The organism is Fictibacillus sp. b24, assembly GCF_030348825.1.
GTDB lineage: Bacteria > Bacillota > Bacilli > Bacillales > Fictibacillaceae > Fictibacillus.
The window spans coordinates 1396514-1422821 of record NZ_JAUCES010000005.1 but is presented as its reverse complement, the minus strand read 5'-3'; the positions used below and the strand labels follow the sequence as shown (position 1 = coordinate 1422821).

28 protein-coding genes and 1 other annotated feature are annotated in these 26308 nt (G+C 39.6%); of the genes, 4 read left to right on the top strand and 24 right to left on the bottom strand.

What is annotated here, in order from left to right:
• The 4 genes from QUF49_RS07210 to QUF49_RS07195 are packed head-to-tail and all read right to left on the bottom strand — an operon-like array spanning position 1 to position 2759.
• Complete coding sequence (locus QUF49_RS07210) at positions 1–924, bottom strand: PLP-dependent cysteine synthase family protein (RefSeq protein ID WP_289495027.1); 924 nt, start codon at positions 922–924, stop codon at positions 1–3.
• 12 nt (positions 925–936) lie between these two features.
• Entirely contained in the window at positions 937–1404 is a 468-nt protein-coding gene (locus tag QUF49_RS07205; RefSeq protein WP_289495026.1) for an S-ribosylhomocysteine lyase, read from the bottom strand.
• Positions 1401–2105: a 5'-methylthioadenosine/S-adenosylhomocysteine nucleosidase gene (mtnN, locus tag QUF49_RS07200; protein WP_289495025.1), complete on the bottom strand. Its 705-nt coding sequence runs from the start codon at positions 2103–2105 to the stop codon at positions 1401–1403. Before mtnN ends, QUF49_RS07205 begins: the two co-directional genes overlap by 4 nt.
• Before the next feature lie 15 nt (positions 2106–2120).
• The gene (locus tag QUF49_RS07195) at positions 2121–2759 is read right to left on the bottom strand and encodes a class I SAM-dependent methyltransferase (RefSeq protein WP_289495024.1); all 639 of its coding nucleotides are present in this window, start codon (positions 2757–2759) and stop codon (positions 2121–2123) included.
• 443 nt (positions 2760–3202) lie between these two features.
• Between QUF49_RS07195 and QUF49_RS07190 the strand changes: the two genes are divergently transcribed.
• Complete coding sequence (locus QUF49_RS07190; protein ID WP_289495023.1) at positions 3203–3328, top strand: hypothetical protein; 126 nt, start codon at positions 3203–3205, stop codon at positions 3326–3328.
• A gap of 78 nt (positions 3329–3406) precedes the next feature.
• Positions 3407–3592, top strand: a complete 186-nt coding sequence (locus QUF49_RS07185) for a hypothetical protein (protein ID WP_289495022.1) — start codon at positions 3407–3409, stop codon at positions 3590–3592.
• On the opposite strand, the gene QUF49_RS07180 is transcribed toward QUF49_RS07185, so the two are convergent.
• From QUF49_RS07180 to QUF49_RS07090, 19 genes are all read right to left on the bottom strand, one after another.
• Positions 3586–4188: a YrrS family protein gene (locus tag QUF49_RS07180; protein ID WP_289495021.1), complete on the bottom strand. Its 603-nt coding sequence runs from the start codon at positions 4186–4188 to the stop codon at positions 3586–3588. The genes QUF49_RS07185 and QUF49_RS07180 overlap by 7 nt on opposite strands.
• Before the next feature lie 82 nt (positions 4189–4270).
• Positions 4271–5944, bottom strand: coding sequence for a peptidoglycan D,D-transpeptidase FtsI family protein (locus tag QUF49_RS07175; RefSeq protein ID WP_289495020.1), 1674 nt, complete (start codon positions 5942–5944; stop codon positions 4271–4273).
• A gap of 195 nt (positions 5945–6139) precedes the next feature.
• The gene (gene greA, locus QUF49_RS07170; RefSeq protein ID WP_066291237.1) at positions 6140–6616 is read right to left on the bottom strand and encodes a transcription elongation factor GreA; all 477 of its coding nucleotides are present in this window, start codon (positions 6614–6616) and stop codon (positions 6140–6142) included.
• 148 nt (positions 6617–6764) lie between these two features.
• Entirely contained in the window at positions 6765–7406 is a 642-nt protein-coding gene (gene udk / locus QUF49_RS07165; RefSeq protein ID WP_289495019.1) for a uridine kinase, read from the bottom strand.
• A gap of 29 nt (positions 7407–7435) precedes the next feature.
• Positions 7436–8080: an O-methyltransferase gene (locus tag QUF49_RS07160; protein ID WP_289495018.1), complete on the bottom strand. Its 645-nt coding sequence runs from the start codon at positions 8078–8080 to the stop codon at positions 7436–7438.
• 525 nt (positions 8081–8605) lie between these two features.
• On the bottom strand, positions 8606–9742 hold the full coding sequence (mltG, locus tag QUF49_RS07155; RefSeq protein ID WP_289495017.1) for an endolytic transglycosylase MltG: 1137 nt from the start codon (positions 9740–9742) through the stop codon (positions 8606–8608).
• Positions 9743–9865: 123 nt separating this feature from the next.
• Positions 9866–10165, bottom strand: coding sequence for a DUF1292 domain-containing protein (locus tag QUF49_RS07150; RefSeq protein ID WP_289495016.1), 300 nt, complete (start codon positions 10163–10165; stop codon positions 9866–9868).
• Positions 10166–10187: 22 nt separating this feature from the next.
• A complete protein-coding gene (ruvX, locus tag QUF49_RS07145; protein WP_289495015.1) occupies positions 10188–10607 on the bottom strand; it encodes a Holliday junction resolvase RuvX in 420 nt (139 codons plus the stop codon).
• Positions 10607–10882 carry an IreB family regulatory phosphoprotein gene (locus QUF49_RS07140; RefSeq protein ID WP_066240205.1) on the bottom strand — a complete coding sequence of 92 codons (276 nt, stop codon included), beginning with the start codon at positions 10880–10882 and terminating at the stop codon, positions 10607–10609. Before QUF49_RS07140 ends, ruvX begins: the two co-directional genes overlap by 1 nt.
• A 78-nt stretch (positions 10883–10960) precedes the next feature.
• Complete coding sequence (gene alaS, locus QUF49_RS07135) at positions 10961–13597, bottom strand: alanine--tRNA ligase (RefSeq protein WP_289495014.1); 2637 nt, start codon at positions 13595–13597, stop codon at positions 10961–10963.
• A gap of 75 nt (positions 13598–13672) precedes the next feature.
• Positions 13673–13892 (bottom strand) — a binding site (T-box leader).
• 27 nt (positions 13893–13919) lie between these two features.
• Positions 13920–14984: an AI-2E family transporter gene (locus QUF49_RS07130; RefSeq protein WP_289495013.1), complete on the bottom strand. Its 1065-nt coding sequence runs from the start codon at positions 14982–14984 to the stop codon at positions 13920–13922.
• Between the two features lie 75 nt (positions 14985–15059).
• On the bottom strand, positions 15060–15239 hold the full coding sequence (locus QUF49_RS07125; protein WP_289495012.1) for a DUF3918 domain-containing protein: 180 nt from the start codon (positions 15237–15239) through the stop codon (positions 15060–15062).
• Positions 15240–15271: 32 nt separating this feature from the next.
• On the bottom strand, positions 15272–15469 hold the full coding sequence (locus tag QUF49_RS07120) for a hypothetical protein (protein WP_066240196.1): 198 nt from the start codon (positions 15467–15469) through the stop codon (positions 15272–15274).
• 148 nt (positions 15470–15617) lie between these two features.
• Positions 15618–17951: an SF1B family DNA helicase RecD2 gene (gene recD2, locus QUF49_RS07115; RefSeq protein WP_289495011.1), complete on the bottom strand. Its 2334-nt coding sequence runs from the start codon at positions 17949–17951 to the stop codon at positions 15618–15620.
• Positions 17952–17963: 12 nt separating this feature from the next.
• A complete protein-coding gene (locus tag QUF49_RS07110) occupies positions 17964–18623 on the bottom strand; it encodes a tetratricopeptide repeat protein (protein WP_289495010.1) in 660 nt (219 codons plus the stop codon).
• Positions 18624–19284: 661 nt separating this feature from the next.
• Positions 19285–20412, bottom strand: a complete 1128-nt coding sequence (gene mnmA, locus QUF49_RS07105; RefSeq protein WP_289495009.1) for a tRNA 2-thiouridine(34) synthase MnmA — start codon at positions 20410–20412, stop codon at positions 19285–19287.
• Between the two features lie 40 nt (positions 20413–20452).
• Positions 20453–21592: a cysteine desulfurase family protein gene (locus QUF49_RS07100; RefSeq protein WP_289495008.1), complete on the bottom strand. Its 1140-nt coding sequence runs from the start codon at positions 21590–21592 to the stop codon at positions 20453–20455.
• A 14-nt stretch (positions 21593–21606) separates the two neighbouring features.
• Positions 21607–22026 carry a cysteine metabolism transcriptional regulator CymR gene (gene cymR, locus QUF49_RS07095; protein WP_066239593.1) on the bottom strand — a complete coding sequence of 140 codons (420 nt, stop codon included), beginning with the start codon at positions 22024–22026 and terminating at the stop codon, positions 21607–21609.
• On the bottom strand, positions 21959–22669 hold the full coding sequence (locus tag QUF49_RS07090; protein ID WP_425590456.1) for a YczE/YyaS/YitT family protein: 711 nt from the start codon (positions 22667–22669) through the stop codon (positions 21959–21961). The genes cymR and QUF49_RS07090 overlap by 68 nt, the downstream gene beginning before the upstream one ends.
• A 156-nt stretch (positions 22670–22825) precedes the next feature.
• On the opposite strand from QUF49_RS07090, the gene QUF49_RS07085 reads away from it, so the two are divergent.
• Together QUF49_RS07085 and QUF49_RS07080 are read left to right on the top strand one after the other, a co-directional pair.
• The gene (locus QUF49_RS07085) at positions 22826–24100 is read left to right on the top strand and encodes a replication-associated recombination protein A (protein ID WP_289495007.1); all 1275 of its coding nucleotides are present in this window, start codon (positions 22826–22828) and stop codon (positions 24098–24100) included.
• A 161-nt stretch (positions 24101–24261) separates the two neighbouring features.
• Entirely contained in the window at positions 24262–25113 is an 852-nt protein-coding gene (locus QUF49_RS07080) for an RsfA family transcriptional regulator (protein WP_289495006.1), read from the top strand.
• Positions 25114–25446: 333 nt separating this feature from the next.
• On the opposite strand, the gene QUF49_RS07075 is transcribed toward QUF49_RS07080, so the two are convergent.
• Positions 25447–26214 carry a tRNA threonylcarbamoyladenosine dehydratase gene (locus QUF49_RS07075; RefSeq protein ID WP_289497598.1) on the bottom strand — a complete coding sequence of 256 codons (768 nt, stop codon included), beginning with the start codon at positions 26212–26214 and terminating at the stop codon, positions 25447–25449.
• Between the last annotated feature and the right edge of the window lie 94 nt (positions 26215–26308).

The window sequence follows — 26308 nt, the reverse complement described above, 5'->3', positions numbered from 1 at the left end:
TCAGATGCCTCCTTCATAAATTTTCTTGCTTAAATATCGTTCAGAACTGTCCGCAAATATGGTGACAATGTTTTGCCCTGACTGTGCCGATTGTGCTTCGATCAATGCAGCGTGAAGTGCTGCTCCTGAGGAACTTCCAACGAGCAACCCTTCCTTTTTAGCCAGCTCAGCTACCCGCTGAAAAGCATCAACATCATCAACGGTATGAATGCTGTTGAAATAGGCAGTATCCATATATTCTGGCAAAAACTCCATCCCAATTCCTTCAGTCTTATGCGGACCAGATTGCCCTCCGTTAAGAATGGATCCTTCTGGTTCAACAATTACCGTTTTTATTGTTTTGTTCTTTTCTTTCAAATAGCGAGCCGTTCCCATGAATGTTCCGCCCGTACCCGCACCGGCCACAAAAACATCTACATTTCCATCAAGGTCATTCCAAATCTCAGGGCCTAAAGTTTTAAAGTACGTGTTCGGATTATCAGGGTTTGAGAATTGAGACGGAGAAAAAGAGTTCGGAATCTCATTTAAGAGCTGGTTTGTTTTCTTAATAGCACCTTTAATACCTTCTGCTGTGGGTGTATGAATAATTTTAGCGCCTAACGCTTTCATAAGCTCTTGTTTCTCAATACTAAATTTTTCCGGAATAACAAAAATGACGTTAATTCCTTTATTGATTGCTGCAAGAGCAAGGCCAATCCCTGTATTACCTGCTGTAGGCTCTATGATGGTTCCGCCTTTAACCAGCTGCCCCTTAGCTAAAGCAGAATCTAAAAGTTCCACCCCAAGACGGTCTTTCACACTTCCACCAGGGTTCATAAATTCTAACTTCGCAAAAAGACGTACACCTTCCGGAAGGGGAAATTGAGTAATTTCCAACAGAGGCGTATTGCCGATCAATTCGTGCACGTTTTTATAAAATTTCATTTCAATCGTCCTCTATTCTGAAAAAACAATATGCCACTCGTCTTTTTTAGCAAGCATCTTGCGTGCGATATCTTTCGCACCTTCAAGACTATGATTAGTTGCCCAGCCACATTGCACTTCGTTACATGCCGGTACTTCTGTAGCTTCTAAAACGTCATTTAAGGTCTTTTCAAGCACCTCTAAAATCTCATCATAGTTATCGTGGTTGATAACAGAAAGATAGAAGCCAGTCTGACAACCCATAGGGCTGATATCAACAACTGTTGAATGATGGTTGCGAATATTTTCTGCCATCAAGTGCTCGATGGAATGAAGTCCTTCCATCGGCATATGGTCTTTGTTAGGCTGGCAAAATCGGATATCGTATTTGTGGATCACATCTCCGTTTGCTCCTGTTGTTGTACCCGCTAAACGGATATATGGTGCAACAACTTTTGTATGGTCAAGGTTAAAGCTTTCTACATTCATTTTTTTTGTCATAATGATTTCAGCTCCTCTACGATTTGTTGTACTAGTTCTGCTGAGTTCTTAGATGCCGTTTTTAAGAATTGATCATAAGAAACGCGCGCATCCTTCCCTGCAATGTCCGATAAAGAACGGATGATAACAAAAGGAACAGAAAACTGATAGCACGTTTGGGCAATCGCTGCCGCTTCCATTTCAGCAGCATATAAAGCTGGAAACTTTGTTCTAATGTCCTCTACCCGTGCATGGTCACTCATAAACGAATCACCCGAAGCAATCAATCCTTTTGCAACTTGGATGTTTTGTACACGCTCTCCAGCTCTTACAGCCGCCTCAACAAGCTTTTGGTCAGGCAGGTAATTAGGCGGCATCTGAGGCACTTGGCCATGCTCATAACCGAAAATTGTAGCATCCACATCATGATGACGAACATCTGTTGAGATAACTACATCTCCAACATTTAAATCTGAGTGGAATCCGCCTGCAGATCCTGTGTTTAAGATAACGTCTGGACTGTACAGCTGAATCAATAACGTTGTACCGATTGCTGCATTTACTTTTCCAATTCCAGATTTTAAAAGAACAACTTCTTGATCGTTCAACATACCTTTATAAAATTCACAACCTGCAAGTTGTTTCTCTTCAAGCCCTATAAGCTGCTCACGTAATAGAACAACTTCTTCTTCCATTGCACCTATAATTCCGATTCTTTTCATGTTATTCTCCAATGTCTATTTTTTTACCGCTTCCATCAGCCAGACGTATTCATTCAGCTTTTCAAACGAAACGTCAAAGTCATAATTTTTAAAAATATCTTCTAAGACACCAAGGGTTGTATAATATTCTGTCTGCAAATCTTTTAATAAGTTAAGGTAGCCTTGTGATTTAACTTTTTCATGACGTTCTTTTTTATCGACTTCGTGAAGATAAGCGGTATCTGCAAAGACAATTTTACCATCTTTTTTAAGCAACTGGCTATACTGTCCGATTGCCTTATCTTTTTCATCATCCGTAAGATGGTGAAAGGCATACGTACTAACGACTGTATCAATTTCCTGATCAAATGTTGGGAAAGATAAAAAATCACCATCGTAGAGCTTTAAATCTGGATTTCGCTTAACCGCTTTTTCCCGCATTCCTTTTGATGGCTCAATACCGATAACTGTTTTTCCGCTCTTAAGAAGCTTCTCGCTCAAATTACCAGTACCTACCCCAAACTCTAATACAACATTTCCAGAACGTTGCACTACAGCTTCTAATATTTCATCGTATTTATGAAAAACTTCCTTATATTCCTGATCATCTCCTGAAACAGTTTCGTCATAAGAAGAAGACCACTCATCAAAAAGATCAATAAATTCTCGTCCCATTTTTTCCACTCCACGTTTTAAATTATATAATTCCTATCAATATACTATGAATTAAAATCTTACAGGTTCCAAATTAGCATAATTTCTATAATTTTTCAAATGTAATATCTCTGTAGATTGGTGAGAATTACAATTATATGAAGAAATAGGAAGAGAGTTATAAAGAGGCGTGGCGGATCTCTGAAAAATATTTCTAATTATTTCTTTCAGTTTTTTTGCTTCCAGAAATGTTGTTTTGATTGAGATGCGTGCCTATCCCATGAAAAGCTTCTAGCAGGCACACGACGAGGAAGCTCACTACGGAAGTTTTCACTTGTAGACGCAAGAGTACGCCTACCACCTGGAAAATAAACTAAAGTTAACCACAATGTTTTGCAAAGCTCATTTCTAAAAGATTGTTGCAATCAAATTTTGTCTTCTATGATCGTTGATTGGAGTGTAAGATGCGAGACTCCTGCGGGACAGGCGGGCAGGTGAGACACTTATACGTGAAACGTACGAATGTGGCTCACCGCCTGCCCCGAGGAAAGCGAGCATCTGAAACGGAATTCAACCACTTTCAAGAATAACTATGTTTTTGCGAGGCAGTTTTCAAAAAATTGTTTCAATCTAATTTCGTCTTCTATGACCGTTGATTGGAGTGTAAGATGCGAGACTCCTGCGGGACAGTCGGGCAGGTGAGACACTTAAGAGTGAAACGTACAAATGTGGCTCACCGCCTGCCCCGCGGAAAGCGAGCATCTGGAGCGGAAATCAACCACTTCCAAGGGCGCCAAAGTCTTCGCAAAAAAAAACAACCTGCCATTTTAACAGGTTGTTTGTCATTTTATTGAACTGGTGTTACACTCGTTGGCTGCCATCCTTTTTCAGGAATCCATTGCAGCATAACATCATACTTCGTTCCATCAGCTTTGGATTGAACGGTTCCTTTTGAAAGATCAGGACCACCACCGTTGCCTAGCCAGAAAATAGTCATCTGATCTTGAGGAATATTTGTTGCATAAGAAAGGGCTTGAACCATCTCGTTCCAGTCTTGCGATCCATCGTCATAAGATTTTTGATGCGGCTCCGTTTGTGAAGTTCCAATTGGTTCCCATGGACCTTCTGGACCACCGCCAGCAGGTTGTTCTGAACCTGAATCTGTTTCTTGGTTTTCTGCTTCTTCCTCAGTATCTTCTTTATTCGCAGAATCTTCTTGCTTGCTGTCAGAATCATCCTTTTCCATTTCTATTGAATTATTATTATTGGATTCTTTTTTGTCAGCTGTTTGTTCCGTTTCGTTTGTTGTAGCTGTTTCGTTTTCATCGCCTGAGAAAAGATTAAATGCAACAACAACAATCAGCAAAACAACTAACCCGATTGCTATGTTTAAAAAACGATTTTGTTTTCGTTTTTCTAGTCTTGTTTCATAACGTTGGTTTCGTTTCATAATATCCTCCTCAGTAAAATTACTTTTTTTATTTTACCATGAGGATGATGTCTGCGAACACTATTAACTATCTATCTTTGTATTATTTATGTTCACTTTTGTTTGCATCGTTCATAATTTCATTTGCTATGTCCGCAAAAACAGGAATCGTTCTATTGGTCTTATCATGTTTCAGGTCAACTACTACTAAAGCGAATCGTGGTTGTTCAGCCGGAAAATATCCCGCGAACCATTTGTTATTCAAGCTGTTTCCTTCCCCCTTTTCTGCAGTCCCGGACTTGCCTGCAACCTGAAAGGGAAGTGCCTGCAAAGCATGACCTGTACCACTTTCATTTTTTACGACATTTAACAGAAGAGATTGAAGTCTCATCATTGTATACGAAGAAAGCTTTTGATCTCCTGCCGTATGATCCTCAAATTCAATTAACTCTGTTCCGTTGGCGAAATTAACACTTTTCGCCGCCTTCACTTCATACCTTTCCCCGCCCCGTGCAATCGTCGCCATCATATTCGCCACTGCAAGGGGAGTGATTTTTACATCAAGCTGACCGATCGCTGTTTGCGAAACGGCTAATGAAGATTGATAGTGGGAATGCTTCTTTTTCGAGCTATATATTTGTCCAATCTCTTCTTGATAAAAGTGTGTAAAGGAATTAAGATGATACACTTCTCCTTGCCAACCATTATAGTGAAGTAGTCCCATCTTTTCTGCGTACTTCTCTATAAAATCAGGATTCGTCCTAATCATTTCATTCGCAAGCTCACCGAATGTTTTATTGCAGCTTTGTGCAAAGCTATCTTCAACATTAAGATTACCTAATTGTCTTTCGTCTTTTTCACCATATATATTAAGGCTGCAATCGTATTTTTTCACATTTTGAACCCTATTCTCTTCAATGGCGGCAGCTGCCGTTACAATCTTAAAGACAGAACCTGGAATTTGCTGAGACGTCATATTATTTCCATGGTTAAAAATTGTCTTGCTCGTAAACAATGGTCTGCTTGCCATAGATAAGAGCTCGTTTGATTCAATATCTAATAGAACAGCACCACCATCTTTAATACCATGGACATCCAGTGCATTCTCTACTGTTTCCTGCATCTTTTTATCAATTGTCGTCTTGACGTACAAAGGATAGAGAGGATTGGTCTGGGAACGATATTTGACGTCAAGACCTAATAGAGGATGACCTTGTCTATCGACGTGATAGATATATTGTGTCTCCCCTTCAGATATTAAAAATGGATCGAACGTATACTGCATCCCGTTCTTGCCCGTTTTTGTGGATGTAGTCACCGTTCCCTTTTCTAATTTATCACCGTATTTTCTCTTTATTAAATCAGGATCTTGACCTACAGCACCGATGATATGATTTGCAAATGGAATTGGCTTTCTTCTTGTAACGAGCTGGGCGTATAGACCTGGAATCTCAAGCTTATTAATGTCATTCATTTGGTCAAGACTCAGTTCTTTTTGAAGCGAGAGCGCTGAAGGCTTCTTAAGTTGTCCAATCATTTTTGCAACATCTTCGGCAGGGATCTGCAGTATATTACCGATTGTTGCCACTGGCCAATTACTTGTAAAAAGATTAGGAAAAACAACTACTTGTGGTTTAACATCTGTTGACAACAGTTCTCCGTTTCGATCCAGAAAATAACCCCTGCCGTCATTTATGGTAAATCGGTGTGTACGCTGATCAACACTTTCTTGTATAAGGTTAACTTTATTCTTTGAAAATGATTTTGTTGAAATCAATTGTATATCCATTAAGCGATAAATCAAAAATAAGATAAGTGAAAGAAAACAAATAGCCAGTCCTATTGTTCTTTTTTTAGATAACAAATACATTTCACCACCTTATCCACATTTTCACCTACTCTTGTTGTTCCTAATCAAGGGTCAAAAAAAGAAGACTTGCAAAAATTCGCAAGTCTTCTTTAACTTTACACTTTATTTAACTTCTAAAATAACAACGCTGATTTCTCCACCTGGTGTTTGAACAGAAACTTTATCTCCTGGCTTTTTACCTAACAAACTTTTTGCCATTGGAGAGTCGTTTGAAATTTTCCCTTCAAACGGATCAGCTTCTGCACTACCTACGATAACATATGTTTCTTCGTCTCCATCTGGAAGCTCTTGAAACTTAACTGTTTTCCCGATGGAAACGTTATCAGATTGGTCTTTATTGTCTTCAATAATCACCGAATCACGAATCATCTTTTCTAATTGAACGATACGAGCTTCAACAAAAGCCTGCTCGTCCTTTGCTGCATCATACTCAGAGTTCTCAGAAAGATCCCCGAAGCTTCTCGCTACTTTAATGCGCTCAACAACTTCTTTTCTTCGTTCTGTTTTTAAAAATTCTAATTCGTTTTCTAGCTTTTGCTTACCCTCTAAGGTCATATAGTGTTTTTTCTCGTCTGCCATAATATTCACTCCTTCAATAATCAGTACCCTTGTTACGTTATATGATAATTCGGGCAGGGTATGTATAAAAATAGGACAATAGTTGATTGCCAAGCAGCTTAGAGCTGTGATTTGTCCGTGTATACCGAAAAAATGAGGATGATGTTCCTCATTTTTCCAATAATGCTTTGTCTTCCAATATGGTCTTTATCTTTGTCACCATTAAGTCGATCGCAACAAGGTTTTGACCGCCTTCTGGAATAATGATATCTGCATATCTTTTCGTTGGTTCAATAAATTGATTATGCATCGGCCGCACTACGGAAGTATATTGATCAATTACGGATTCTAATGTTCTGCCACGATCACGAGTGTCACGAACCATTCTTCTAATAATTCGAACATCTGCATCTGTGTCAACAAATAGCTTGATATCCATCAAATCACGTAAACGCTCGTCTTCTAGAATTAGAATACCTTCCAATATAATGACATCTTTAGCATCAACTGGGATAATTTTATCACTTCTTGTATGTGCTGTATAGTCATACACTGGTTTTTCAATGGATTCGTACTCTAATAACGAGGAAATATGTTTGATCAACAGATCATTATCAAAAGCAAGAGGATGATCATAATTGGTATTCAATCTCTCTTCCATAGATTTCTCAGATTGATCTCTATAATAAGCATCTTGTTCAATAATGAGTATGGATTGATCAGCAAACTGCCTGTAAATTTCTTTTGCTACTGTTGTTTTACCTGATCCAGATCCACCTGCAACCCCAATTACAATCGGTTTTTGTGCCATTGTTATTACTCCTCCAAACTCCTGTACCCTTAAGAATTTCGAATGCTGACCATCATACCATCACCAACCGGCAAGATTGAAGATTGATAATCAGGATGCTGCATCATGTATTCATTAAAACTTCTAATTTTTTTTACTAGAGAACGAAGTCTTCTACTCTCTAGACCGCTTTCATCCGCTACATACCCTCTAAAGAGAACATTATCTGTAACGATGATGCCGTCTGCTGACAGCATAGTGGAATAGTGATCAAAGAAGTTTTGATATTGTCCTTTAGCTGCATCTATAAAAATAAAGTCATATGGGGCATAGTCTTCTACTTGGCTTTGCAATTCATTCGCATCACCAAATAATAAGGTAATCCTGCTTTCAAGATGAAGAGCTTTAACGTTATCTTTTGCTATATTGTACCGTTCTTCATCTCTTTCAATACTAATAATTTCAGCTGTTTCACAAGCAAGGGCCATTCGAATGGCTGAATACCCAATGGCTGTGCCCACTTCTAGTATACGTTTTGGTTTTCTTAGCCTTACATATGAAAGAAGTGCTTCTATTCCTACTAGATCCATAATCGGCACATTATGCTCTTTGGCGTATTGCTCCATTTCTAGAACTTGATCAGAGCGCGTTGGAATTATTTTTTCAATGTATTGGTTTACTTCATTTGAGACCAAAGTAACACGCCTCCTTCACACTAACCGGTATATTGTAACATAATCTTTATTTGAAGGCGAGAGTCCTATCATTTTTTCATATTTTCCATGTCCGTTAGCACTTTACAGGTGATTTCACAAAAGGCAATAAAATAATGTCACAACACATTCTTTTTGAAAGTTGCTTTAAATTTTTTCTTCTTTGAATAGTTGGTTGTAGTGTAAGGTGTGAGACTCCTGCGGGACAGGCGGGCAGTCCGAAAAGTGGAAGTGGCTCGTTCAGCCTCGACAAGCAAAAGGTGAATGGATTGGAAGGCGCACTTTGCCTTCTGAGCCATTTAACTTTTGACCTCGAGAGGCTAGCCACTGCAACTAGACAGGTGAGACACTTAAGAGTGAAACGTACGAATGTGGCTCACCGCCTGCCCCGCGGAAAGCGAGCACCTGAAACGGAAACCAACTACTTTCAAAAACAACAAAGAGAATACGAAAAAGGACTTTTAAAAAAACAGAAAGAGAATACGCGTAAACGTACTCTCTTAAAAGTTATTGTTTATCTTTTTCCTGCCAAACTTTCCATTCATCTCTGTATTTTTTATATACCGCATTATGTTCACTTAAGGTTTTCGTGTAGATCACTTCACCATTAGGCCTTGCGTAGAAAAAGAGTTCTTCCATCTTAACTGGATTTAATGCAGCTTCGATCGCCTTTTCACCTGGAGAGGTGATCGGACCGATTGGAATCCCTTTATACCTGTAAGTATTATAAGGAGAATCAAACTCAAGATGTTCGTATAAAACTTGTACATCGAAATCTTTCCTTGCATATTTAACGGTTGGATCAGAATCTAATTTCATATCTTTACTGATACGATTATAAAATACCCCTGCGATTTTTTTTCGATCCTCATCACGTTGAGACTCTTCTTCGATAAGAGAGGAAAGCGTGATCACTTCAAAAAGTGAATATCCGCTATTTTTAATTTCAGCTTCATGTTTTTTTAAGATAATAAATGATTGTTCAACCATCTTGTCGATAATATCAGTTATTTCGGGTTTTTTAACTTCAAAATCATAAGTTGCAGGGAATAAGAACCCTTCAAGTGGATAATAAAGTCCTTCTTTCGTTATTTCATCCGGCAATAAAGGATATTTTTGCTTCAGCTCGTTCAGATAGGTTTTATCAGTCATCTTCTTTAAGATATCAGCTTGATCGTACCCTGTAGCCTTGCTGATTAATCCTGCAATCTGTGGGACGTTATATCCTTCCGGGATGGTAAGCGTAAGTTCAGGTTTTTTGAACAGCTTTCCTTCTTTAAGTGCAGAAATCACTTCTGAAAGACTCATCGAAGGTGACAGTTCATAGATGCCTGCTTGGAAGTTCCCTTCTCCCTTAACTCGAGTGTAGAGTCTGAAAAAGTCACCGCTGTTAATGATACCTTTATCTTCTAGTTCTTTCCCAATGTCTGCAGAAGTTGAGCCAATTGGAATTTCAATCGTCATGTTCTTTTTGTTATCAGCGTCTAGAGGGCCAGTATTTTTAGTAAAATAAAAATACGCTCCTGCCGCCGTTGCCATGATGATTGCCAAAAAGAGAGCGAGAATGGATAGTACGATGGTTTTTGTCCGTTTTTTACTTTTATTTTCATTTATGTAATTCCCAGATGACTGGAGATGTAACATTGTGTTTCCCCCTTCCACCTGTTTAATTATACGTTTGCTAGCAGAAATTGTCGAGATTGGCCGTAAATTGGAATAAAAAAAGGAAGATGGTATCATAACCATCTTCCTATCTCTTAACCAATATTATTCAGTTTCGAACTCGTCATCTTGGAATGTATTTAACATTTCTTCGATCATATCCCATTCTTCGTCTGTCTCCAGAGGGAACAATGCTAGATCATCCTCTTCTTCTCCCTTTTCTTCATAACGGAAAGGAAAAACTTCTACTTCATCTGTATCGTCATCTTCCGAATCAGCTACAGGAATTGTTACCATGTATGATTTACCTGTTTGGTCAACATCAAATTTGAATAATACTTCAAATAGATTTTCGTCACCGTTTTCGTCAGGAATAATAATGCGTTCGCGTTCTTCTTTAGCCATGATTGGCTCACCTCTACTTTTCTTATTGTTGGCTGTCCAAATAACCTTGCAGAATGATCGAAGCAGCAAGCTTATCGATCACTAGCTTTCGTTTCTTCCTGCTTACGTCAGCTGAAATCAAAGTTCTTTCAGCAGCCATAGTTGTTAGTCTTTCATCCCATAGGATAACCGAAATACCTGTAAGGTTTTCAATATCTTTGGCAAAGTTTTGACAAGCCTCGCCGCTGGGACCGATCGAACCGTTCATATTTTTAGGAAGGCCGACCACAATTTTGCTGATATCATGAAGCTTAATCAGCTCTTGAATTCGTTCATAGTCTTGTTCAGGTTGATTAGGACGGCGCCGGATCGTTTCGACTCCTTGTGCTGTCCATCCCAGTGCATCTGAAACAGCAACACCTATCGTCTTCGTTCCGACATCCAGTCCAAGAGTTTTTGTCATTAACGGCTTCCTTCTTTTTGAGTTGAGAGATACGATTTAACAAGCTCTTCAATAAGCTCGTCTCGCTCAAGTTTTCTGATCATACTTCTCGCATCATTATGACGAGGAATATAAGCTGGATCGCCTGAGAGCAAATAACCTACGATTTGATTAATCGGGTTGTATCCTTTATCCTGCAGGGCGTCATAAACAGAAAACAGGACAGTTTCAACATTCGTTTTATAAGCATCATCTTCGTTGAAGTTAAACTTCATCGTTTTGTCCATGGAACTCACTAGCGAACACCTCTTTCTGAAGATCTCCCTTATGGGACAAATTAGTTTCTATCTCTATTGTACATGAAAGAGGAAAGCTTAGGAAACCGTTTTAATCATTTCAACTGCAGAATCTATTCCTTCTTGCAGCTTTTCTGGATCTTTTCCGCCTGCTTGAGCCATATCAGGACGGCCTCCGCCGCCTCCGCCGCAGCGAACTGCAACTTCTTTTACAAGATTACCCGCATGGTACCCTTTTGATACTAAATCTTTTGTCACTCCAGCTACAATATTCACTTTTCCAGCATTTTCTGCCCCTAAAATGACAACTCCGCTTTGGAGTTTATTCTTTAAGTCATCCACAATTGTGCGAAGTCCGTTCATATCCATACCGTTAACTTTCTTCGCGATTACAGAAACGCCATTAATTGTCTGAACTTCATCAACAAGACTGCCTGCTTCCATGTTTCCAATTTTCGCAGCAAGAGATTCTTTTTCTTTTTGCAGTTCACGAATCTGTTCGTTTAGTGCATCAATACGCTGAGGAACATCTTTTAAGTTTGTTTTTAATTTTGAAGCTGTGTCTTTCAAGAGTTGAACTTGACCGTTCATCAGGCGGTATGCATTTTCTCCTGTAACAGCTTCAATACGGCGAGTTCCCGCTCCAATTCCTGATTCTGAAACGATCTTAAACAATCCGATCTCTGCCGTATTGTTCACGTGGCACCCACCGCAAAGTTCTAAGCTATAGTCTCCCACTTTTACAACACGAACAGTCTCACCATATTTTTCGCCAAATAAAGCCATTGCTCCCATAGCCTTTGCTTCATTGATGTTTTTAACCATCTTATCTACAGGAATGTTAGCCCAAACCTTTTCATTAACAATCTCCTCGATCTTTTCAAGCTCTTCTGGAGAAATACTTCCGAAATGTGTAAAGTCAAATCGCAGACGTCCTTCTTGAACAAGTGATCCTGCTTGGTTAACATGCGTTCCTAATACATCTTTTAATGCTTGATGAAGCAGATGTGTAGCGGTATGATTCTTAACAATTTTTGCACGAGTTTCTGGATCAACCTGAACCGTAACTTCTATGTTATTTTCAAGAACACCTTTGTTAACGACTACCGTGTGAAGGTTTTGTCCGTTTGGAGCCTTTTGAACATCTTTTACTTTAAGTTCCAGTTCTTTACCTGTAATGGTACCTTGGTCAGCTATCTGACCACCGCTTTCTGCGTAGAAAGGTGTAACATCCAATATAACTTGAGCTTCTTCTCCTGCTGCTACCATTGCAACACGCTCACCGTTTTGAAGGACTTCAAGAATTTTAGCTTCTCCTGATAAGTGATCATACCCAGAGAATTCACTTTTTACTGTAATGTCAGAAAGTACTCCGCCTTGTACTTGCATGCTGTCCACTTCTTGCCTTGCAGCACGTGCACGTTCACGCTGTGCTTTCATCTCATTTTCAAAACCTTCTAAATCGACATCCATTCCATTTTCAGCTACATACTCTTGAGTAAGCTCGAACGGAAAACCAAACGTATCATATAGTTTAAATGCGTCTTTTCCAGAGATAACAGATTTTCCTTCAGCCTTCTCTTTAGCCATTACGTCTTCTAAGATAGCAAGACCTTCATTGATCGTTTCATGGAATCTTTCTTCTTCTGTCTTCACGACTTTTTGGATAAAAGGAACTTTCTCTTTTACTTCCGGATAAAAATCAACCATGATATCAGCAACTGTCGGCACTAATTCGTACATGAACGGTTTATTAATATTGATCTTTTTTGCAAAACGGATAGCTCTTCTGATCAATCGTCGAAGGATATATCCTCTTCCTTCATTCGAAGGAAGTGCGCTGTCACCAATCGCAAAACTAACTGTACGTACGTGGTCTGCGATAACTTTAAACGCCGTATCTGTTTCTGTATTTAAACCGTAAGACGTATCTGAAAGTTTCTCTGTTTCCTTGATGATCGGCATGAAAAGGTCGGTCTCAAAGTTTGTTTTTGTATCTTGAATAACAGAAACCATTCTTTCAAGGCCCATTCCTGTATCAATGTTTTTCTTAGGAAGCGGCGTGTACGTTCCATCTGGATTGTGGTTGAACTGGGAAAACACAAGGTTCCACACTTCAAGATATCGATCGTTCTCACCGCCTGGATATAGTTCAGGATCAGATGTATCGTTACCATAAGATTCACCGCGGTCATAGAAGATCTCAGTGTTTGGTCCACTAGGGCCCTCACCGATATCCCAGAAGTTCCCCTCTAAACGAATGATGCGCTCTTCTGGCAATCCCACTTGCTTCGTCCAAATGTCAAACGCTTCATCATCCTCAGGGTGAATTGTTACGGAAAGCTTTTCAGGATCAAAGCCGATCCAATCTTCACTCGTTAAAAACTCCCATGCCCAAAGGATTGCTTCTACTTTGAAATAATCACCGATAGAGAAATTTCCAAGCATCTCAAAGAACGTATGATGTCTTGCTGTTATACCTACATTCTCGATATCGTTCGTACGAATGGATTTTTGCGCGTTTGTAATACGAGGATTCTCAGGAATTACCCGGCCATCAAAGTATTTTTTAAGTGTCGCAACACCACTGTTAATCCAAAGTAATGTTGGATCTTCATGTGGAACAAGTGATGCACTCGGCTCCACACGGTGGCCCTTTTCCTGGAAAAAATCAAGAAACATTTGTCTGACTTGAGCTGAAGTCAAATTTTTCATGGTATTCATTCTCCTTTTACTTTTTTAGATCGATAAGAGTTAGATAAAACAAAAAAACTCCCATCCCTGTAAAAAAACAGGGACGAGAGTTTTGAATTCACGCGGTACCACCCTGGTTATATGCATTTGAAAGCATATCACCTTGATTAAGCCTTAACGCGGCATAACGGCAGATTTTTCTTCTGCACTCCAGAGTAGCTTTCCGTTTTCCTTCTTCCTAAAACATCTTTCAGCCGGTGGATGTTTCTCTCTTTTGGAAGGTCTAAAACGTACTTATCTCTTTCAGCGATTTTTTTATCTTCTAGCGTTAGTATACGTTTATTTATTCTGACTTGTCAATCGGATGTCTGAGCCGATGTTCCCTAATATGAATGACAACCACTTTAATCACACTAAAAATAGGAACGGCAAGAATCATTCCGGGCACTCCTGCAAGCTCTCCTCCAAGCAATAGAGAAAAGATAATAAAAACGGGATGGATATGAAGATTTCGTCCTACGATAAAAGGGCCTAAAATATTGCCTTCGATGAACTGTAAAACAAGCATGATTCCAACAGTTATCCAGACCATCTTCCAAGATATCGTTAAGGCAATCAGGATGACTGGAATGGCACCTAAGATCGGACCGAAGTACGGAATGATGTCTGTTATCGCAATAACAAGACCTAATAGGATGGGATATGGCATACCCACAAACCACAGAGCTACCATCGCTGCTGCCCCTAAAATGGCTCCAACAAATAACTGCCCTCTTATATACCCTCCAAGGGATTGATCGATATCTTTTATCAAGTTCTTGCCTTCATTTCGGTATTTTCTTGGCGTAATAAACCAAAGTGCTTTTTTTAGTTTCTCAAAATCATTTAGAAAATAAAACACTAAAAATGGAACAACGATAATCACAAAGAAGTAATCTACAATTTTCCGCAAAGAAAAGATTGCATTGGTCAAAATATTTTGAGCGTTAGTCTCCATTTTCCCAATGTAATTTTCGATTTTTAAATGAACAGAATGTGGAAGTGCCGAAGTTCCTTTATCAACTTTATATAAAAGGTCTTTGTAATCTTCTGCAAGGGCAGGCACATTTTCTAACAGCTGTTTCATCTGCACAATAAAATAAGGAAACCCTTTAACAGCTGCGTACCCTAATCCTCCAAAGAACAAGAGATAGATGCTTAAGATCGCAACAAATCGAGGCAGCCCTTTTTCATGCACGTATTCAACGACAGGATGCAGCAGATATGTAATAAGAGCAGCTAGAAAAAAGGGCAGGAATATTCCTTTTATAGCTTTCCATAATGGTTCGTACAGAGGGTAAAGTTTCATTAAAAGAAACAAACATAAAAACAATAATAAAGAAAGGGTCAGTCTGTAAACCCACTTCATTCTACTGTCTCTTGTCATACACTCACCCTTTTCTTTAAAAAACCCCGTCCTTGTTTGAGACGGGGCTTACGTACTTTAATAAATAGCTTTTGCGACTCTTTTGCGGATTCTTTTTACCCGTCTTGATGTCCAAAGATCACCGATATCGGAAAAATTGTAGTTCATTTTAGACATTCTAGACATCCTCTTGTTTCTCATCGCATATGTTGCCGCTCCAATACCAAGTGCGAAAAGAGAACTCATCGTCCTGCTCATGCTGTATCACCTCGACATTAGAGTTTTTACAATTATGATGTGCTTTCTCTATAAGTCAGATCTTGATCTTCAAATAAATCATCTAGTGAAGTTAGAGAGCCGTCTTCTTCCACTTGATGAAGGGACAGTCTTCCTTTAACAATGGAAAGCTCAATAAAACAGTTCCAGCAATAATACTGGTTTACACCGATTTTCCCAATATCTTTTCTACTGCAGTTCGGACATTCCACTTGCTCTCGCTCCTTTAAAATTTTACTTTTACAAGGGTGTCCCGAATACAGAGAAAATATACGCAATTATTGGTTTTGAAGAATCATGACTCATAGAAATAAAAAAGAAATGTCCGACGAGATGACATATTACATCTCCCGAACATTTCTAGTTTGTTTCGTTTAGAAGGGTCTCATTCATTAAATCTTTTTCCAGCAGCGTTTCTTGAAGACGAAGTTTCAATCCTGAGAATCTTTCCAATTCATCTGAGCGCTGAACTGCCCAATTAAAAGCTTCTTGTTCCCCACATAGAATTAAGTACTCTTTACTTCTTGTTATTGCTGTATAAAGCAAGTTGCGCTTTAACATCCTATAATAGCTCTTTAAAACCGGAAGAACCACGATCGGATATTCACTTCCCTGTGACTTATGAATCGAACAGCAAAAAGCATGTGTGAAATGATTAAATTCACTTCTTTTATACGTTACTTCGATTTCGTCAAAGCTGATTACAATCTGGTCTTCTTTTTCCGTATTCTCTCTGGCATAAATAACAGCTACGATCTCACCAATGTCACCATTGAAAACCTGATCCTCTGGCTGATTGACAAGCTGAAGAACTTTATCTCCTTTTCGGTAAAAAACATCAGCTACTTGCAGTTGACGCTGTTTTGGTTTCTCAGGATTAAAAAGGCGCTGAAGCTCAACATTCAATCGGTCGATACCCACTGACCCTTTATACATAGGAGCTAATACTTGAATATCTCTTGAAGTGTATCCTTTTTTTATCGCATTTTCACAAACTTGAAGAATCGCTTGAAAAACTTGTTCACCAGAACATGGAAAAAACCGTCTGTCGCTTTGAGGAATCAAGAGATCATCAGGTACTTTTCCATTTTTCATTTCATGAGCTAATCGTATAATGGATGACCCTTCAGCTTGCCTGTAAATATCCACTAATCGTGTATGTGGAATATGTTCGGATTGAAGCAGGTCTTTTAATACTTGACCTGGCCCAACAGATGGCAGCTGATCTTCATCACCTACAAAAATAATCTGGATATGCTGCGGCAGTGCTTTCGATAAGGAATGAGCAAGCCAAATATCGACCATCGACATTTCATCAACGATCAATAGCTTCCCTTCTATGGGTTCATCTTCATTCTTTTCAAAATTCCCGCCGCCTTTCCACCCTAATAAACGGTGGATTGTATGCGCCGGTATTCCTGTTGATTCAGTCATACGCTTTGCAGCACGGCCTGTTGGCGCAACGAGTAAAACAGGGAAAGGTTCTTTTTTTCCTCTGTAATCATCAGGGTTCAAACTCACACCATGAATTTCGCTATAAAGTTCAACGATTCCCTTGATAACGGTGGTCTTACCCGTTCCTGGCCCACCAGTGAGCACCATTAATGAAGAGGTTAGTGCCTTTTTAATAGCCTCTTTTTGACTGTTTGCATATTTCATGTTGAGTCTTTTTTCAAGAGCTGATAGCTTAGATTCCAATTTTTCATCTTTAATGTGATAATCGTTTTGCTGAGTATGTAATAATTGATTCATCTTTTGAGCAAATCCACGCTCTGCGAAATATAGGGTTGGCAAATATACAACATTTTCTTTTACAATCAAACGCTGTTCGGTCTCCATATCTTGAATCTCTCTAAAAATACTCATCTCATCGACAGTGTTCTTTCCATCTGCTAAAAGCTTTCTCACACCCTCTAACAGTTCTTCCATCGGCAAATACGAGTGCCCGAGATCTGTACCTTGATCACGAAGCACGAACAGACAAGCAGCTTGTATTCGTTTTGGATGATTGACTTGCATACCATTTCCCTTTGCGATTTCATCAGCACGATGAAATCCAATTCCAGAAACATCTTCAATCAAGCGATAAGGCTCTTTTTTGATGACAGTAACCGACTCATCCTGATACGTTTGAAAAATCTTCATAGCGAGCTGAGGACCAATTCCATAGGGCTGGACCGCCATCATCACTTGATCTAATCCTCTGTTCTGCAAAAGTGATTCCTGTAAGTTTTTAGCCTGTTCTTCTGTTAACTTTGGAATTTGGCTAATGTATTCCGGAGACTCCAACAGTTTGGTGATCGCATCATTGCCCATTACTTCAACAATATGTTCTGCCGTCTTCTTTCCGATTCCTTTAAACAAATCACTGGAGAGATATTGAACCATTGCTTCTTTTGATTGCGGCATCTCTTTCTGAAAAAATTCGACTTCATATTGCTTACCGTATTTCGGATGATCTTTAAATTTGCCATAAAATAAATACAGTTCATCTTCTCGTAAAGGCGGAAGAATTCCCGTAACCATGACTTCTTTTTCGTTATAATTTTCATTTGTCTCTTTCACCCTAATTCGTGCAACGGTGTAGAGGCTTTCCGATTGATGATAAACAGTAGCAATCAACGTACCTTTTATAAATCGGGACGTTTCTTGTGTTTCATCGTCGTCTAAATGAAAGGAAGGCTGCTGTGCCATAAAGCACCCCCTTTAATGGTTTGTATTCTTACTTTCGATATTTCTTTTTCCGTTCCCTGCTAAATAATGGTCAGGTTGAATGTCGAGCGCTTTTTTAAAGGCTTGAAGTGCTTCATCGTTTCGGTCAAAATAACTAAGTGTAACGCCTAAGTTGTACCATGCATCTGCATGGTTTTTATCAACCTGTACAACTTTTTCAAACGTGTTTAAAGCTGATTGGATATCACCAGTTCTCGCTAGACACAGACCAAACTGAAACAGTGCTTCTTGATCTTCGTTGTTAAGTTCCGTCGCTCTCATCAAGTATGGAAAAGCCAGCTTGTTCTCACCGAGCGAAACGAAAGACATACCTGTCATGAAGTGAGTATCGCTATCTTGCATACCGCCTTTTATGGCTTCTTGAAATAGTTTTGCCGCTTTGGCAAATTCCTCTAAATGATAGCAAGCAATACCCGCACCATACAATGCTGCTGCAGCACTTTCATCAAGCGACAAGGCTTTATCAAAAAATTGAATTGCCTTTTCATGTTCATGAACTGCAGAAAGCAGATTTCCAAAGTTAATATAATGAACTGGATTTTGAGGATCGGCTTCAATCATTGCTTCGAGGCTTTTTGCCGCTTCCTCAAACTTCCCTTTTTTTAAATATTCAAGACCTTTTGAAGGTTCCATCTGTATTCCCCCACTTTTGATTTCCTTCAAAAGTATAACAAATCGTGCTGGATGACGCATAGTTTTTCTGGATGCTTTGGCGTGATGGGTTTAGAAAAATCTCTGGAATCGCTTATAAATCTCTGGAATCGCTCATAAATCTCTGGAATCGCTTATAAATCTCTGGAATCGCTCATAAATCTCTGGAATCGCTCATAAATCTCTGAATCGCTCATAAATCTCTGGAATCGCTCATAAATCTCTGGAATCGCTCATAAATCTCTGGAATCGCTCATAAATCTCTGGAATCGCTCATAAATCTCTGGAATCGCTCATAAATCTCTGGAATCGCTCATAAATCTCTGGAATCGCTCATAAATCTCTGGAATCGCTCATAAATCTCTGGAATCGCTCATAAATCTCTGGAATCGCTCATAAATCTCTGGAATCGCTCATAAATCTCTGGAATCGCTCATAAATCTCTGGAATCGCTCATAAATCTCTGGAATCGCTCATAAATCTCTGGAATCGCTCATGCAGCGAGCATAGTTATGCCGCTGCACGAGCACCACCAACAATTTGCTTATAAAAAGAAAGTCTAATGCCCTTCAAATCCTTAATAACGCAAAAAAACTGGCTAAGAAAGGTCATTATGCCTTATGAGCCAGTTTTTTTATCATTCTTATAAATACGTGATTGGTTTATCGTTCTTGTACACTGTATCGATCGTTGCGCCGCCTAAGCAAACATCGCCGTCATAAAACACAACAGCTTGTCCGGGAGTAATCGCGCGCTGTGGTTCATCAAAAACAACATGAAGAGCTTCGTCTTCCATCACATGAACAGTTACCCCCATGTCAGGCTGGCGGTATCTGAACTTCGCTGTACATTTGAATTCAGAAGGTACAGGTTTATCCGAAACAAAACTCGGTTTTACTGCCTTCAAGCTATCTGAGTAAAGTTTGTCATTATGGAATCCTTGTTCAACGTACAGCACATTGTCTTTCAAATTCTTCCCGACAACAAACCATGGATCTCCGCTTCCACCAATACCGAGGCCGTGACGCTGCCCAATCGTATGGTACATTAATCCATCGTGCTTGCCCTTCACTTCGCCTTCAAACGTTTGCATCTCACCAGGCTTTGCAGGCAAGTACTGACTTAAGAATTCTTTGAAGTCTCTTTCACCAATAAAACAAATGCCAGTGGAATCTTTTTTCTTGGCAGTGGCAAGTCCCGCTTCCTCAGCAATCTTGCGAATCTCAGGCTTCTTTAACTCACCGATCGGGAACAAAACTCTTTTAAGCTGATCTTGTGAAAGCTGGTTAAGGAAATACGTTTGGTCCTTATTTTCATCAACACCGCGAAGCATTTTTACTTCACCATCTATTTCAGCCACACGTGCGTAATGGCCTGTCGCTACATAATCTGCACCTAAATTCATGGCGTGCTCAAGGAATGCTTTGAATTTGATCTCCTTGTTGCACATTACATCAGGATTAGGCGTTCTTCCTGCTTTATATTCTTCCAAAAAGTACGTGAATACCTTGTCCCAGTATTCTTTTTCAAAATTCACCGCGTAATATGGAATGCCGATCTGGTTACAGACCGCTATCACATCGTTGTAATCTTCTGTTGCTGTGCAGACGCCGTTTTCATCGGTATCATCCCAGTTTTTCATAAAGATTCCGATAACGTCATAGCCTTGCTCTTTTAATAAAAGTGCGGCAACTGAAGAATCAACACCGCCGCTCATTCCAATAACTACTCGTGTATCTTGAGGTGCCTTTTTGTTTAATTCCGTTTGCATACTGTCCACCTCATTTCTTTCATATGACAAACATTGTAACTTATTTTGTTAAACGTTTCACGATTTTTGCTGTCTCGATAGCCGCATACTCAATATCTTCCAGATTATTGCCGTATCCGAAGCTGAATCGAACCGATGACTTTGTCCGTTCAACTTCTCCAAACATCGCTGCTAATACATGCGAAGGCTCATGCGAACCTGCTGTACAAGCCGATCCGCTTGATGCAGCTATTCCCGCTAAATCTAGATTAACTAGAAGAACTTCTGTTTTTACTCCAGAAAAACTAACGTTGAGTATATGTGGAAGTGTACTTTTCTCACTTCCGTTTACGACATAAGAAATTCCCTCTTGATCCCAGATCTTTTTCATTGTTTCCTTATATTCTTGATATTGCGCGTAACGATCTTTGCGCTCTGCTTCAGCAAGAACAGCTGCTTTATGAAGAGCTCGGATTCCTGCTACGTTTTCTGTTCCTGCACGGCGTTTTCGCTCTTGCTCTCCTCCGAAACCTTGTGGAATAAATGGAGTGCCTTCTTTTACATAAAGAAAACCAGTGCCTTTTGGACTGTTGATTTTATGACCAGAAGCACTCAAGAGATCAATGCTCAATTTCTTAACGTCAATTGATACAAGCCCATATGCCTGAACAGCGTCCGTATGAAAAATGATCCCATTTTCTTTTAATACGTTGCCGATCGACTCAATATCCTGCAATGTACCTGTTTCGTTGTTACAAAACATAATAGAAGCTAAAATCGTATCATTTCTTATTTCTTCCTGCAGCTCCTCAAGAGAGATTTGTCCGTTTTCATCAACCCGTAAGTAGGTCACTTCAAAGCCTCTCTTTTCAAGTTCATGAAAAGTATGAAGAACTGCATGGTGTTCAATATGAGTTGTTATAAGATGTTTCCCTTTACCTTGCAAAGCAGAAGCGACACCTAAGATTGCAAGGTTATCACTTTCGGTACCACCGCTTGTAAAAATGATTTCATTTCTGGACGCACCAATCGATTCTGCAATGGCCGCTCTTGCATCATCAAGTACTTTACGAACTCGTCTGCCGAATTGATGAATACTTGAAGGATTTCCAAAATGTTCGGTAAGATACGGAATCATCTCTTCAACCACTTCAGGATGTACAGGAGATGTTGCAGCGTGATCTAAATATACGTTTTTCATTACTCCATTCCTTCCTATATATAAAACATGTAAGCGTCCTGTCCGCCCTCGTCTTCATAATTCGCTAAATCTTCGAGTGTTGTAGAATCTAATACGTCTTTTACTGCATCACGGATTTTAATCCATAGGTTGCGTTTAGCCGGTTCTTCATCGTCCATTACTTCTACCGGAGAGATCGGTCCTTCGAGAACTCGAATGATGTCTCCAGCTGTAATCGTTGAAGCTTCTTTAGCTAAAATATAACCTCCGTAAGCACCTCTTATACTCTTAACAAGACCTGCATTTCTGAGAGGTGCAATAAGCTGCTCCAGATAGTGTTCAGAAAGACTATATTCTTTTGCGATTAATTTTAACGCGATAGGACCCTCACCTGATCTCTTTGCTAATGCCATCATGATGGTTAATCCGTACCGGCCCTTTGTTGATATTTTCAAATTGTTCACTCCGTTCTAATACAAACTTCACTAACTTTTGGCAATACGGAAGGGTTCTGCCTACGATTGCTCCAATTGTTACACAAAAAATAATGGTTCCGAATGAAATCGGTCCTTTTAACATCCATCCAAAGAAAAGAACGATGAGTTCCATAAATAGACGAATGTTTGAAACTTTCATACCTGATCTCTCGGTAAGAGCGAGCATTAAACTATCTCTCGGTCCAGCTCCGCACTCTGATGAAATATAGAGTCCGATGCCAAAGCCTAATATCAGGATTCCAATTATAAGGAAAAGCCATTTTCCAACCCACGTTATAGGATCATGGAAAAAAGGCAGCCATAAATAAAAATCAATAAACAAGCCAACAGACACCATATTTAAAAAAGCACCTGACTGAGGCATCTTTTTGGTTAATAATGATGTTGCAAAAATAACGAAAAAGCCCATAATGATCGACCACGTTCCAATCGATAACCCGAACTGTGAAAACAAACCGATATGAAGTACATCCCATGGAGCGCTTCCTAAGTTCGCCTTGATCATAAGAGCTATTCCGAAGGCCATAATAAACAGTCCCACAAAAAACACAGACCACTGAAACAAAAATTTGTTCCATCTTGAATGTTTTTGGTCTTTCACTATGCAAAATCCTTCCTTATTAAGTTGTCTGATCTTACTACTTTTCATAAATCTAAAGCTTATTATAGCATGAAATGATTTCACCTTGCATGACGTACTGTTGTATAGTATTGTCATATGACGACTAGAACAAGTGTACGGAAGGGTGAAATATCAATGGACTTGTTTTCTTATAAAGACGAAAGCTCTCACTCCTTAAAAAGACCTCTTGCTAACCGCATGTTAAGGCGGGCAATCGAAGCGGATCAGCTTACTCCCATGATCTTTTTCGGTCCTCCTGGAACAGGCAAGACCACTTTAGCTAAAATTATCGCGAACTCAACATCAGCATGGTTTGAGCAGTTAAATGCCGTTACTTCTGGAGTGGCAGACTTAAAAGTGATCATGGGAGCAGCAAGAGAACGGCTTTTGTTAGAGGAAAAGAAGACGGTGCTCTTTATCGATGAAATTCACCGCTTCAACAAAAGTCAGCAGGACGCTCTTCTTCCTTATGTAGAAGATGGCAGTGTTATTTTAATAGGTGCCACAACAGAAAGTCCGATGTTCGAGATCAATCCCGCTCTCTTATCAAGATCACGATTGTTTCGCTTTGAACCGCTAACTGACGAGCATATCGCGAAAGTCATCGTTCAAGCTCTTTCCGATAAAGAAAGAGGATATGGTAAGCATCCGATTAACATGGAAAAAGATGCTCAAGATCATATCGTTTCTATTGCGAACGGTGATGCAAGAACAGCACTTAATGCCGTAGAACTTGCTGTGTTGACCACAAAACCAGATAAGGATGGCACCATCAATATCACACTTGAGATCGCTGAAGAATCCATACAGCAAAGAGTGCTTCAATATGATAAAAAAGGAGACAACCACTATGATACAGTCTCTGCTTTTATCAAAAGCATCCGCGGTTCTGATCCAGATGCCGCTCTCTACTGGCTTGCTAAAATGATCTATGCCGGAGAAGATCCGCGATTTATTGCACGCCGTCTGCTTGTGCATGCCGCTGAAGATATCGGATTAGCTGACCCTAACGCATTGTTGGTTGCCCACGCTGCAAGTTATGCGGCAGATTTTACAGGAATGCCTGAAGCGCGTATCCCGCTTGCGGAAGCAACACTTTATTTAGCAACTGCTCCAAAAAGCAATAAAGTGATAACAGGAATCGATAAGGCACTTGACGCTGTAAAAAAAGAAAAAACTGGCCTTGTTCCAATCCACCTGCGTGATGCTCATTATAAAGGGGCAAAAGAATTGAAGCACGGTGAAGACTATAAATATCCTCATCACTTTGAAGATGGATATGTACCGCAGGAATATTTGCCGCGTCATCTGCAAGGCAAGACTTTTTATGAACCTACTGAACGCGGTTTTGAAAAAAATATCAAAAAACGTCTCGACTACTTCAATGAACGAAAGAAAAAAGGACAGTAAATCTATGAGACTTTTAACGGTTTTCTTATTCTGACTGCATTATGAGCTGTTCTAACTTATCAAACTAGCAAAATTTCTCTGCTTCTGTGTATAGGATTCTCTCTCATTGGTAAACATGTAAATAGTAAATGAATATTTTTGTAGCTAAGGAGAGGATTACCGTGTCAAAAATCAGACAGGACGCATGGTCAGAAGAAGACGATCTATTGCTGGCCGAAACGGTTTTGCGCCATGTCCGTGAAGGCAGTACGCAGTTGCATGCTTTTGAAGAGGTTGGAGATAAATTAGAACGAACGAGTGCAGCCGTTGGCTTTCGATGGAATGCAATCGTTAGAAAAAAATACGAACAAGCTTTAAAGATTGCTAAAAAGCAAAGAAAAGAGCGTCAGCGTGCGTTGGCAAGATCGCAGCAACAGCAGCCTAAGCCTACAGCAAAGCCTGTTCAGCCAATTCAGCAGGTTCAAACACCACAGATGCATGATGATGAAACCTATCATCCTGAAGAGTTTTTTAAGACACCATATACGTATGATAATAACACTGCAGCTTCAACGTCTGCAGCAACACCTGCAGCTCATACTCCAGCGAGCTATGTTCAGCAGCAAGCAGCTGAAGCACCGCCAGTTTCTGAAGTTTCTAATACACATGCAGCATCGCCAGTTTCGTACTCTAATCGCCAGCCACAACCTAGTAATAGAGATGGAGTTACATTAGATGAAGTGATAGATTTCCTAACCGGATTAAAACGAAACGGAATGGCAAGCGGTAAACTCGTTCAGGAAAATATGGAACTGCGATTGCAGATGAACGAATTGATGCAGCAAAATAAAGTGATGAAAGAACAGCTTGCCGTTCTTGAAAAAGAGCATCAAACGGTTCAGGAAGATTATCAAGCTCTTATTCAAATAATGGATCGAGCAAGAAAAATGGTGCTGTTCCAAGATGAGGAAACAAATCCAAACGTAAGCTTCCGTATGGATAAGAACGGAAATCTGGAGAAACTAGCAAAATAACGTTTAAATGACTCACAAGGGTGCAACTCAGCCCGGGTGAGTCGTTTTTTTCGTTGGAGTTTGTGGATATTTATTGAAAATCGGATAAAAAATTTTATACGCGGAATTATTGAAGCTATAAGCGGAATTAATTGCAATTACCTTGGAATTAATCGAGATTACCCCTTAAAGAAATGAGATGTCCATTACACATGAACTCTTTCTATCAGTGTCCGTCTTAAAAGAATGATGATTCACCTTTTAGTAATTAAAAGTATTTAGTTAACTAAAATCTCCCAAACAAATACAAAAAAGGCCCTGATCCAACTGAAACAGAACCTTTTCCACTAGCATTTATCGAATTCTTTCAATCTTAATGTTATTTTTCTCAATAATTTTATTGATCACATATCCAGCCATATACAGTCCTGATACGGACGGAACAAACGCGTTGGAAGAAGGCGGCATTTTAGCTTTACGAATGCCAGGCGCGTTCTCAGGTACAATCTCTTTGCGGATTTCTTCGCGAATTTGTACTGGTTTTTCATCTGAGAAAACAACCGGAATTCCTTTTGTAATCCCTTCTTTTCTTAAACGCTGACGGATAACCTTAGCAATTGGGTCATAACTTGTCTTTGAAATGTCAACAATTTGAAGACGCGTCGGATCTAGTTTGTTCGCAACACCCATGCTTGAGATGATAGGGATGTTGCGGTTCAAACATTCCTTCATGAGATGTATTTTATAGGAGATCGTATCTGATGCATCAACTACAAAATCCAGTCCATATTCAAAGATCTGTTCATACGTTTCTTCTGTATAGAACATCTTAAGAGCGATAACTTCACAATCAGGGTTAATAAGTGCGATTCTTTCTTTCATCAGATCTACTTTTGGTTGACCAACAGTCGTAACTAGAGCATGTATTTGACGATTCACATTTGTGATATCAACGTCATCTTTATCGATAAGGATCAAACGGCCGACTCCTGAACGCGCAAGAGCTTCAGCTGAAAAAGAACCTACTCCGCCGATTCCTAGAACAGCAACAGTTGAGTTTTTCAGAACATCGATTCCATCTTTTCCGATCGCAAGTTCATTTCTTGAAAATTGATAAAGCATACTAACGAAATCTCCTTTCAGCGTGCACATATATAAAGAAAATGCATCTTTATCAGCATATCCACTTTTGGAAACAAAATCAATATGCTTACTT

What these genes read in the sequence shown, in the direction of transcription:
- QUF49_RS07210 (WP_289495027.1), bottom strand. Translation starts at nt 924, where the DNA reads ATGAAATTTTATAAAAACGTGCACGAATTGATCGGCAATACGCCTCTG.
- QUF49_RS07205 (WP_289495026.1), bottom strand. Translation starts at nt 1,404, where the DNA reads ATGACAAAAAAAATGAATGTAGAAAGCTTTAACCTTGACCATACAAAA.
- mtnN (WP_289495025.1), bottom strand. Translation starts at nt 2,105, where the DNA reads ATGAAAAGAATCGGAATTATAGGTGCAATGGAAGAAGAAGTTGTTCTA.
- QUF49_RS07195 (WP_289495024.1), bottom strand. Translation starts at nt 2,759, where the DNA reads ATGGGACGAGAATTTATTGATCTTTTTGATGAGTGGTCTTCTTCTTAT.
- QUF49_RS07190 (WP_289495023.1), top strand. Translation starts at nt 3,203, where the DNA reads ATGCGAGACTCCTGCGGGACAGGCGGGCAGGTGAGACACTTATACGTG.
- QUF49_RS07185 (WP_289495022.1), top strand. Translation starts at nt 3,407, where the DNA reads ATGCGAGACTCCTGCGGGACAGTCGGGCAGGTGAGACACTTAAGAGTG.
- QUF49_RS07180 (WP_289495021.1), bottom strand. Translation starts at nt 4,188, where the DNA reads ATGAAACGAAACCAACGTTATGAAACAAGACTAGAAAAACGAAAACAA.
- greA (WP_066291237.1), bottom strand. Translation starts at nt 6,616, where the DNA reads ATGGCAGACGAGAAAAAACACTATATGACCTTAGAGGGTAAGCAAAAG.
- udk (WP_289495019.1), bottom strand. Translation starts at nt 7,406, where the DNA reads ATGGCACAAAAACCGATTGTAATTGGGGTTGCAGGTGGATCTGGATCA.
- mltG (WP_289495017.1), bottom strand. Translation starts at nt 9,742, where the DNA reads ATGTTACATCTCCAGTCATCTGGGAATTACATAAATGAAAATAAAAGT.
- QUF49_RS07150 (WP_289495016.1), bottom strand. Translation starts at nt 10,165, where the DNA reads ATGGCTAAAGAAGAACGCGAACGCATTATTATTCCTGACGAAAACGGT.
- ruvX (WP_289495015.1), bottom strand. Translation starts at nt 10,607, where the DNA reads ATGACAAAAACTCTTGGACTGGATGTCGGAACGAAGACGATAGGTGTT.
- alaS (WP_289495014.1), bottom strand. Translation starts at nt 13,597, where the DNA reads ATGAAAAATTTGACTTCAGCTCAAGTCAGACAAATGTTTCTTGATTTT.
- QUF49_RS07130 (WP_289495013.1), bottom strand. Translation starts at nt 14,984, where the DNA reads ATGAAGTGGGTTTACAGACTGACCCTTTCTTTATTATTGTTTTTATGT.
- QUF49_RS07125 (WP_289495012.1), bottom strand. Translation starts at nt 15,239, where the DNA reads ATGAGCAGGACGATGAGTTCTCTTTTCGCACTTGGTATTGGAGCGGCA.
- recD2 (WP_289495011.1), bottom strand. Translation starts at nt 17,951, where the DNA reads ATGGCACAGCAGCCTTCCTTTCATTTAGACGACGATGAAACACAAGAA.
- QUF49_RS07110 (WP_289495010.1), bottom strand. Translation starts at nt 18,623, where the DNA reads ATGGAACCTTCAAAAGGTCTTGAATATTTAAAAAAAGGGAAGTTTGAG.
- mnmA (WP_289495009.1), bottom strand. Translation starts at nt 20,412, where the DNA reads ATGCAAACGGAATTAAACAAAAAGGCACCTCAAGATACACGAGTAGTT.
- QUF49_RS07100 (WP_289495008.1), bottom strand. Translation starts at nt 21,592, where the DNA reads ATGAAAAACGTATATTTAGATCACGCTGCAACATCTCCTGTACATCCT.
- QUF49_RS07085 (WP_289495007.1), top strand. Translation starts at nt 22,826, where the DNA reads ATGGACTTGTTTTCTTATAAAGACGAAAGCTCTCACTCCTTAAAAAGA.
- QUF49_RS07075 (WP_289497598.1), bottom strand. Translation starts at nt 26,214, where the DNA reads ATGCTTTATCAATTTTCAAGAAATGAACTTGCGATCGGAAAAGATGGA.